The following is an 8,915-nucleotide window of genomic DNA, read 5'->3' as shown; positions in this document are numbered from 1 at the left end:
AAATGTCTAAAGAAAAATTTGAACGTACAAAACCGCACGTAAACGTGGGTACAATCGGCCACGTTGACCACGGTAAAACAACTTTAACAGCAGCAATCACAACCGTATTAGCAAAACACTACGGTGGTGCAGCTCGTGCATTCGACCAAATCGATAACGCGCCAGAAGAAAAAGCGCGTGGTATCACCATCAACACCTCACACGTTGAATACGATACTCCAACTCGTCACTACGCACACGTTGACTGCCCAGGACACGCGGACTATGTTAAAAACATGATTACCGGTGCGGCACAAATGGACGGTGCTATTTTAGTAGTAGCAGCAACAGATGGTCCTATGCCACAAACTCGTGAGCACATCTTATTAGGTCGCCAAGTAGGTGTACCTTACATCATCGTATTCTTAAACAAATGCGACATGGTAGATGACGAAGAGTTATTAGAATTAGTAGAAATGGAAGTTCGTGAACTTCTTTCTCAATATGATTTCCCAGGTGATGATACACCAATCGTACGTGGTTCTGCATTACAAGCATTAAACGGCGTTGCAGAATGGGAAGAAAAAATTCTTGAGTTAGCAAACCACTTAGATACTTATATCCCTGAACCAGAGCGTGCAATTGACCAACCGTTCCTTCTTCCAATCGAAGACGTGTTCTCAATTTCAGGTCGTGGTACAGTAGTAACAGGTCGTGTTGAGCGTGGTATCATCCGTACTGGTGATGAAGTTGAAATCGTTGGTATCAAACCAACAGCGAAAACAACAGTAACTGGTGTTGAAATGTTCCGTAAATTACTTGACGAAGGTCGTGCAGGTGAAAACATCGGTGCATTATTACGTGGTACAAAACGTGAAGAAATCGAACGTGGTCAAGTATTAGCGAAACCAGGTTCAATCACTCCACACACTGATTTCGAATCAGAAGTTTACGTATTATCAAAAGATGAAGGTGGTCGTCACACTCCATTCTTCAAAGGTTACCGTCCACAGTTCTATTTCCGTACAACTGACGTAACAGGTACAATCGAGTTACCAGAAGGCGTGGAAATGGTAATGCCTGGTGATAACATCAAAATGACAGTAAGCTTAATCCACCCAATCGCGATGGACCAAGGTTTACGTTTCGCAATCCGTGAAGGTGGCCGTACAGTAGGTGCTGGCGTTGTTGCGAAAATCATCAAATAATTGATGTATTAACTGTAACAAGTTAGATAAAGAAGGCGTATCGAAAGATACGCCTTTTTGTTTACCTGAAATATTGCAAAATTGTAATGAAATTTAAAATAAAAATATGAATGTTTAGAAAAGAGGGATATTTGTTAGGAAGAAAAGTGTGGCGGAAGGTCATGGGAGTTGAACCCACCCGGGAACGCTGGCGTCCCCAACAGGATTTGAAGTCCTGCCACCTCACCGGAGATGACGACCTTCCGTTATTGAAATTGCAGTTACTTTAGCGTAAATTAGTTTGCAATTCAACGCCATTTTGAAATAGGAATTAAAAATGACCGCACTTTTTCAACAACTTCCTTCGGTAGATAAATTTTTAAAAACACCAGAAGGTGAAATGCTTTTAACTGAATTTGGTCATTCAGCTGTCGTGCGTGAATTGCGCCAATTATTGTCTGAAGGGCGCGAGTTTATTAAACAGCATCAAAATTTACCGCACTTTTTTGCCGATCATCTAAGTACATTGCATTATTTACAAGAACGATTGACTCAACAAAATCATGTACAAATTAAATCAGTTCATAATTTAACGGGCACGGTATTACATACAAATTTAGGGCGAGCATTATGGGCTGAAAGTGCACAACAAGCGGCACTTCATGCGATGAAAGGTAATGTTGCACTGGAATATGATTTGGAAGAAGGCAAACGTAGTCATCGGGATAATTATATTAGTGAGCTACTTGCACAACTCACAGGTGCAGAAGCTGCTTGTATCGTTAACAACAATGCAGCTGCTGTGCTCTTGATGTTGGCCACCTTTGCAAAAGATAAAGAAGTGATTATTTCTCGCGGGGAATTAATTGAAATTGGCGGAGCATTTCGTATTCCAGACATTATGGCTCAAGCAGGTTGTAAACTGGTTGAAGTCGGAACTACAAACCGCACACATTTGAAAGATTATCGTCAAGCAATTAATGAAAATACCGCCTTCTTAATGAAAGTACATTGCAGTAACTATCATATTAGTGGATTTACTGCTTCGGTTTCAGAACAAGAGTTGGTTGATCTTGGGCGAGAATTTGATATTCCTGTTATTACGGATCTGGGTAGTGGGGCATTGATTGATCTAAGCCAATATAATTTACCAAATGAGCCGACGGTGCAAGAAAAAGTTGCACAAGGCGTAAACTTAGTGTCATTCTCGGGCGATAAATTATTGGGTGGAACACAAGCCGGTATTATCGTCGGTAAAAAAGAGTGGATTGCTCAGTTACAAGCTCACCCATTAAAGCGCGTGTTGCGTTGTGATAAAGTGATTTTAGCCGGGCTTGAGGCAACATTACGCCTTTATCTCCAACCCGAAAAACTCACTGAAACGTTGCCAACTTTACATTTACTCACCCAATCAATAGATGTATTAAAAGAAAAAGCTGAACAACTTAAAGCCTGTTTAGCAAATCGTTTAAAAGATTACAACGTTGAGATTGAAGAAAGCTTTGCTCAGATTGGGAGTGGCTCTCAACCGATGGCGACGATTCCTTCTATTGCGGTAACGATAGCTGAAAAAACAGAGGCAAAATTGACCGCACTTTTAGCAATATTCAAAGCGTTAGAACAGCCGATAATTGGCCGTGTTGAGAAAGGAAAGATTTGGTTAGATTTACGTAGCGTGGCTGACTTTAAGGCATTATTAGATATGGTGGAAAAATTATGATCATAGTTACATCAGGGCACGTCGATCATGGTAAAACAGCCCTTTTAAAAGCACTGACAGGTACGAATACCGCCCATTTGCCGGAAGAAAAAAAACGTGGCATGACTATTGATTTAGGCTATGCCTATTTACCTTTAAAAGAGAAAGTGCTCGGGTTTATTGATGTACCTGGCCATGAAAAGTTTCTCGCCAACATGTTGGCCGGGCTTGGTGGTGTGCATTATGCCATGCTTATTGTTGCAGCCGATGAAGGGATTGCCGCACAAACTAAAGAACACTTAGCGATTTTGCGTCAGCTTCAATTTACTGAAATCATGGTAGTGATTACCAAGGCTGACCGAGCAACAAATGAGCAAATCGAGGCACTAAAAACACAAATTCAAACGGATTATCCATTCTTAGCTCAATCTCATTATTTTATTACATCGGCACAAACAGGCTTAGGCATTGATGCGTTACGTGATTATTTAGCCAATTTACCGGAATTAGCCGAAATAAATAAACCGTTTCGTTATGCTATCGACCGTGTCTTTAGCGTGAAAGGGGCGGGGACAGTGGTAACGGGCACAGCATTTGCGGGTACTGTATCCATTGATGATGAACTCTTCCTTTCTACGGGACAAAAGGTTCGCGTTAAGAATATTCATGCTCAGAATACGCCGAGCGAAAAAGGCTTGGCTGGTCAACGCTTAGCGCTCAATTTAAATGTCGATTTAGATCGTATTCCAATGCAACGTGGCGATTGGTTGTTAGCCTCAGAACCACTTGAGCCAACTGATCGTATTACCATTGAAATTACGCCTGGAGTGAATTTGAAAGACAGTCAGCCTGTGCACATTTATCATGCTGCAAGCCGCACAACAGGTAAGCTTACTTTGCTTGAAAGCAAAAATGCAATGAAAAATGACCGCACTTTGGCGGAAGTCATTTTAGAGCAGTCATTATTTTTGGCCTTCGGGGATAAATTAATTTTACGTAGTGGCGATGCGAAAGCTTTAGTTGGTGGTGCCAAGGTACTCGAAATTCATTCACCAAAACGTTATAAGCGTACAGAGGCTCGTTTAGCGTTCTTGGCTAAACTTAATCAGGCTAAAACCGCCACACAACGCATCGGATTGACCTTACAAAAAGAGGCGGTTTCAGCTCAAGCGCTAATGTGGAGTGAGCAGCTAACTGAAAATCAACTGGCAGAAGCGTTGGCTGAAAACGGTGATATTCGTTTCCAAAATTGGTGTTTTAATCGTGATTATCAACGTGAAAAAACGCAGCAAATTTTGACCGCACTTGCTACCTATCATGAGCAACATAATGATCAGCTTGGTTTGAGTAAAGCCCGTTTATACCGTATTGCGACTTTAAACCAACCAGAAAATCTGATTTATCATTTCATTGAAGAAATGCTTGATGAAGGTCAATTGCAGCAAACCCGCGGTTGGTTACATTTGCCTTCACACAAAATCCAATTTTCAGCTGAAGAGCAAACATTATGGAAAGCGGTGTTAGCAGAATTTGAAAAGGCGCATGGACAAGCCATTTGGGTGCGTGATATGGCAACGGCATTGGCGCAAGATGAAAGTGTAATGCGTAATTTTATGTATAAAGCGGGTAAGCTAGGTTACCTCACGCCAATCGTAAAAGATCGTTTTTTCCTGACAGAGAGCATTTATGCTTATGCTCGCTTAATTAAGGAAATGGCAGGTGAAGAAGGTAAAGTTGCTGTAAATGAATTACGTGATAAGCTTAATTTTGGTCGAAAACTGACAGTGCAATTAATGGAATATTTTGATCGTACCGGCTTTTTACGCCGTAAAGGCAATGATCATATTCTACGTGATAAAGACACATTTGATTTATAGGTAATACATGAAAAAGACATTTATTTCAGCCTTAATTTTAACCGCACTTTTTACGGTAACAGGTTGCGAAGATAAAGAAGCGAAAGCAACGATTGAGCAACAAACACAGACAATTGCGCAACTGACGGCAGAAAATACGCAATTAAAAGCTGAAAAAGAGAAGGCTGAGAAGGTTATTCCGGCAATTATTGCTCAAGATGATGTGATTTTTGATAAAGAGGAAACCATCAAATACCCTAAATCGACCAAAGAAGATGAATATGTCCCTACTGAAGGTAAACTTCATTACAGTATTTCTACACTAAAAACGAATATTGAGTGGTTAGATACACTACTTTTAGAGCAAATTTCAAAAAATGCTGATGGTAAACCAAGAAGCCGTGAGCAGCTAGTTGCAGATTACCAAAAAGCATATGATGAAGCCAAAAAAGAAATGTTGGAATCTCCAATAATGGGGATTGATGAAACCTTAGATTTAGCATTTAGTCACCAAAGAGGTAAGCTTGCTGTATTTTTAATAAACTATTACAGCTATGGTGGTGGCGCTCATGGAGTTGGTGGTTATCATTATCTTAATGTTGATTTAGAAACGAAGAAACTGCTTTCATTTGATGATGCTTTTAAACCAAACCAGCAAGCTAAATTAAAAGAGTTGCTTTGGGAACGTTACACTCGATATGGTGAGATAAAGGATGAGGAAGCATTTACATCAAAAGATGCTTTTGAGGTGACTGATAATTTCTATTTAGATCATGATGGGATTCATTTTGTATATAACGTGTATGAAATTGCGTCTTATGCAGAAGGACCACAGGAGCTGGTGATTGCGTGGTGGAATGCCTCTGCGCTATTGAAGCCTGAATTTCTTCAGAAACAGTATTACCCCGTTTCGAGTAATACGGAAGAATAACAAAGTGCGGTCAAAATTGGCCGCATTTTTATTGGCCTTTTTTCACCCAGTATTTAAAAGGGGGGGCTTGGGTTTCACTCGCTAAAAGCGTATGTTCCATAAATTGGCAGAAGCTGGGAATATCGCGAGTAGTGGCAGGGTCGTCCGCCAAAATAAGCAATACTTCACCTTCATTCATGTGGCGAATGTTTTTTCTCACGAGCATTACAGGTTCAGGACAACGTAAACCAACGGTATCAAGGGTTTTATCGACAGTAATTTCAGTCATTGTTATTCATTAGTTTTATTGAAATTGAGCTACATCATACAATAATTATGGGGAAATTTCGATAAATCCGCTATCAATGATAAACTACGCAACAAATTTACTTGAATAATATTCCATGGCTGAATACCTTATCCCCAAAAGTGCGGTCGTTTTTGAAGAAGAAATTAAGAAAAGTCGATTTATCACGTATTTGCAACATACGGAAGGACTTGAACAAGCCAAAGCTTTTTGGACAGAAATTAAAGCGCAGCACCCTAATGCCCGCCATCATTGTTGGGCAGCCGTGGCCGGCAAGCCAACGGATTCTCAACAATTAGGCTTTTCCGATGACGGTGAGCCAGCAGGCACTGCAGGGAAACCGATGCTATCTGCTTTGCTAGGTAGTCAAATTGGTGAAATTAGTGCCGTTGTTGTTCGTTATTATGGCGGTATTTTATTAGGCACTGGCGGTTTAGTTCGTGCTTATGGAAATGGTGTGCAGCAAGCTTTAAAATTATTAGAAACTGAACGAAAAGTAGAACGTCAGTTATTCCAAGTTCATTGTGATTATGCACAATTAAATTGGATCCAAATTTTATGTGAACAACATCAAATTGAAATTTATCAGCAAGATTTTCAAGTGCAGATTACATTGCAGTTAGGCATTAGTGAAGATCAAATTAAACCTTTTGAACAAGCATTAATTGAGCGTTCGGCAGGAACGTTGAAATTAGAAGAAATGAATTAAGCGAGATATTGTGCATATTTTATCCATTATTCGGATTATCGGCATTTTAATTATGTGCTTTTCCGGCACGATGCTGATTCCAGCCTTTGTGGCGCTTATTTATGGCGATGGCGGCGGTAAAGCGTTTATGCAAGCTTTTGCATTGAGCTTAACCGTGGGCATGTTGCTTTGGTGGCCTTGTCATCACCACAAACAAGAATTGCGATCTCGTGATGGTTTCTTAATAGTGGTGGCATTTTGGTTCGTTCTAGGTGGGCTAGCAACCTTGCCATTGCTATTATTTGATTCCCCCCATTTAACAGTGGCTTCCGCCGTGTTTGAGGCATTTTCTGGGCTAACAACCACGGGTGCTACCGTCATGACGGGATTAGATAATTTACCGAAAGCCATTCTGTTTTATCGCCAATTCCTACAATGGTTAGGCGGGATGGGGATCATCGTACTTGCGATTGCGATTATTCCTTTATTGGGTATTGGCGGAATGCAGTTATACCGTGCAGAAATGTCAGGCCCAATGAAAGATCAGAAAATTCAGCCTAGGATAGCGGAAACGGCAAAGGCATTGTGGTTTGTTTATTTCTTTTTAACCATGTCTTGTGCTTTGGCTTACTGGCTAGCGGGTATGACACCGTTCGATGCGATTACGCATAGTTTCTCAACCGTATCTATTGGCGGCTTTTCTACGCATGATGCTAGCATCGGGTATTTTAATAGCTCAGCGATTAATTTTATCACCGTCATTTTCCTGTGGATTTCGGCTTGTAACTTCGCATTGCACTTCAGAGCATTTTCGACCTTAGGACGAGAAAATATTTTGAAGATTTATACAAAAGATCCAGAATTCCGCTTCTTTATGAGTATTCAAATTTTGCTTATCGTGGCTTGTACATTGGTAATGATAGGCCATCAATATTTTGATTCCTCATGGCAAGATTTTGAACAAGTCGTATTCCAAGCCGTATCGATTTCAACGACGACTGGTTACACCACATCAAATTTCGTTGAGTGGCCTTCTTTTGTGCCAATGTTATTAATTATTGCGTCTTTTATTGGGGGCTGTGCGGGATCTGTTGGTGGCGGTTTGCGTGTTGCACGGATTTTAGTGTTATACCTTCAAGGTGCGAGAGAGCTGAAGCGATTTGTTCACCCAAATTTAGTGTATCCAATTAAATGGGGCAAAAATGTCCTTGATGAACGTGTGATTGGGAGTATTTGGGCCTTTTTCTCTGCATATCTATTGGTATTCACTATTTGTTTGTTAAGTGTGATTGCCTGCGGTGTTGCACCTTTTGATGCCTTTAATGCAGTGTTGGCAAGTATTAATAACCTTGGACCAGGCTTAGGTTCAGTAAGCAGTAATATGACAGCGATGCCAGATAGTGCTAAATGGGTACTAACTATTGCGATGGTGTGCGGTCGTTTAGAAATCTTCACACTATTGGCGCTCTTCACACCGGCATTTTGGAAGGAATAATGAAAACATTAATTTTATATTCAAGCCACGATGGGCAAACAAAAAAGATTGCTGAATTTATGGTTCAGTATCTTGAAGGAGAGATAGTAGTTTCACCGCTAACGGAGGAACTGGATCTTCAATTTTTTGATCGGGTGATTATTGGAGCATCCATTCGCTATGGTCATTTTAATAAACAGTTATACCATTTTGTAGAACGCCATCATGAATTGCTGAATACAAAAAGTGCGGTCTTTTTTGGCGTAAATTTGACCGCGAGAAAAGAAGGAAAAGATACGCCAGAGGGAAATGCCTATGTGTGTAAGTTCCTTCAACGCATAAAATGGACGCCAGCAAAAGTAGGTGTATTTGCAGGTGCATTGTTATATCCACGCTATAAATGGATTGATCGTGTCATGATCCAATTGATTATGAAAATTACAGGTGGTGAAACGGATACGACCAAAGAAATTGAATATACAGATTGGGGAAAAGTAAAGGCGTTTACTGAAAGCCTTAATTCGTAGAATAAAACACCATAAAAATAGTGTTTTTTAGACTATTTGATTAAAAGATCTTCAACTAAGAAAAAATTTACATTTTTTTACAAAAAGATCTTGCAAAGGCATCTGAAATGCCTATAATACGCCCCACACAACGACGCGCTGTTGTGACTCTTAAGAAAAACCGGTGCGTCGTTCTTTTTTGCTCTTTGACAATATATCAGACAATCTGTGTGGGCACTTGTTGATTGACTTGTTTTAAAAATATTTTTTAATTTTGAAGTCTTAATAGGTGCTAACTAGAAATTCATA

Annotated in this window: 8 protein-coding genes and 1 tRNA gene; 7 read left to right on the top strand and 2 right to left on the bottom strand. The window is 40.2% G+C overall.

What is annotated here, in order from left to right; all coding sequences use genetic code 11:
- Positions 1 to 2: 2 nt before the first annotated feature.
- Positions 3 to 1,187 (top strand): elongation factor Tu, encoded by a 1,185-nt coding sequence (gene tuf, locus ADA56_RS01995; protein WP_005635637.1) that lies wholly within the window; start codon positions 3 to 5, stop codon positions 1,185 to 1,187.
- A gap of 149 nt (positions 1,188 to 1,336) precedes the next feature.
- On the opposite strand, the gene ADA56_RS01990 is transcribed toward tuf, so the two are convergent.
- Positions 1,337 to 1,431, bottom strand: a tRNA-Sec gene (locus ADA56_RS01990).
- 72 nt (positions 1,432 to 1,503) lie between these two features.
- Between ADA56_RS01990 and selA the strand changes: the two genes are divergently transcribed.
- From selA to ADA56_RS01975, 3 genes are read left to right on the top strand one after another with little or no spacing between them, the layout of a single operon-like run.
- Positions 1,504 to 2,886: an L-seryl-tRNA(Sec) selenium transferase gene (gene selA, locus ADA56_RS01985; protein ID WP_049368951.1), complete on the top strand. Its 1,383-nt coding sequence runs from the start codon at positions 1,504 to 1,506 to the stop codon at positions 2,884 to 2,886.
- Positions 2,883 to 4,742 carry a selenocysteine-specific translation elongation factor gene (selB, locus tag ADA56_RS01980; protein WP_049368950.1) on the top strand — a complete coding sequence of 620 codons (1,860 nt, stop codon included), beginning with the start codon at positions 2,883 to 2,885 and terminating at the stop codon, positions 4,740 to 4,742. Before selA ends, selB begins: the two co-directional genes overlap by 4 nt.
- A 7-nt stretch (positions 4,743 to 4,749) precedes the next feature.
- Entirely contained in the window at positions 4,750 to 5,652 is a 903-nt protein-coding gene (locus tag ADA56_RS01975) for an RsiV family protein (protein ID WP_049368949.1), read from the top strand.
- Positions 5,653 to 5,680: 28 nt separating this feature from the next.
- Here the strand turns inward: ADA56_RS01975 and tusA are convergent, their stop codons facing one another.
- Positions 5,681 to 5,920, bottom strand: coding sequence for a sulfurtransferase TusA (gene tusA / locus ADA56_RS01970; protein WP_049368948.1), 240 nt, complete (start codon positions 5,918 to 5,920; stop codon positions 5,681 to 5,683).
- Between the two features lie 115 nt (positions 5,921 to 6,035).
- Here tusA and ADA56_RS01965 point away from each other — a divergent pair, with 115 nt between their 5' ends.
- Genes ADA56_RS01965 through hemG form a run of 3 tightly spaced genes read left to right on the top strand, consistent with a single transcriptional unit; the run spans position 6,036 to position 8,627 of the window.
- Positions 6,036 to 6,647 (top strand): YigZ family protein, encoded by a 612-nt coding sequence (locus ADA56_RS01965; RefSeq protein WP_049368947.1) that lies wholly within the window; start codon positions 6,036 to 6,038, stop codon positions 6,645 to 6,647.
- Between the two features lie 10 nt (positions 6,648 to 6,657).
- Positions 6,658 to 8,121: a TrkH family potassium uptake protein gene (locus tag ADA56_RS01960; RefSeq protein ID WP_049368946.1), complete on the top strand. Its 1,464-nt coding sequence runs from the start codon at positions 6,658 to 6,660 to the stop codon at positions 8,119 to 8,121.
- Complete coding sequence (gene hemG / locus ADA56_RS01955) at positions 8,121 to 8,627, top strand: menaquinone-dependent protoporphyrinogen IX dehydrogenase (RefSeq protein WP_049368945.1); 507 nt, start codon at positions 8,121 to 8,123, stop codon at positions 8,625 to 8,627. The genes ADA56_RS01960 and hemG overlap by 1 nt, the downstream gene beginning before the upstream one ends.
- Positions 8,628 to 8,915: the final 288 nt, after the last annotated feature.

Origin of the sequence: Parahaemophilus parainfluenzae, assembly GCF_001055095.1 — a bacterium.
Taxonomy (GTDB): domain Bacteria; phylum Pseudomonadota; class Gammaproteobacteria; order Enterobacterales; family Pasteurellaceae; genus Haemophilus_D; species Haemophilus_D parainfluenzae_Z.
This window is presented reverse-complemented; position numbering and strand designations above follow the sequence as displayed.

What these genes read in the sequence shown, in the direction of transcription:
- tuf (WP_005635637.1), top strand. Translation starts at nt 3, where the DNA reads ATGTCTAAAGAAAAATTTGAACGTACAAAACCGCACGTAAACGTGGGT.
- selA (WP_049368951.1), top strand. Translation starts at nt 1,504, where the DNA reads ATGACCGCACTTTTTCAACAACTTCCTTCGGTAGATAAATTTTTAAAA.
- selB (WP_049368950.1), top strand. Translation starts at nt 2,883, where the DNA reads ATGATCATAGTTACATCAGGGCACGTCGATCATGGTAAAACAGCCCTT.
- ADA56_RS01975 (WP_049368949.1), top strand. Translation starts at nt 4,750, where the DNA reads ATGAAAAAGACATTTATTTCAGCCTTAATTTTAACCGCACTTTTTACG.
- tusA (WP_049368948.1), bottom strand. Translation starts at nt 5,920, where the DNA reads ATGACTGAAATTACTGTCGATAAAACCCTTGATACCGTTGGTTTACGT.
- ADA56_RS01965 (WP_049368947.1), top strand. Translation starts at nt 6,036, where the DNA reads ATGGCTGAATACCTTATCCCCAAAAGTGCGGTCGTTTTTGAAGAAGAA.
- hemG (WP_049368945.1), top strand. Translation starts at nt 8,121, where the DNA reads ATGAAAACATTAATTTTATATTCAAGCCACGATGGGCAAACAAAAAAG.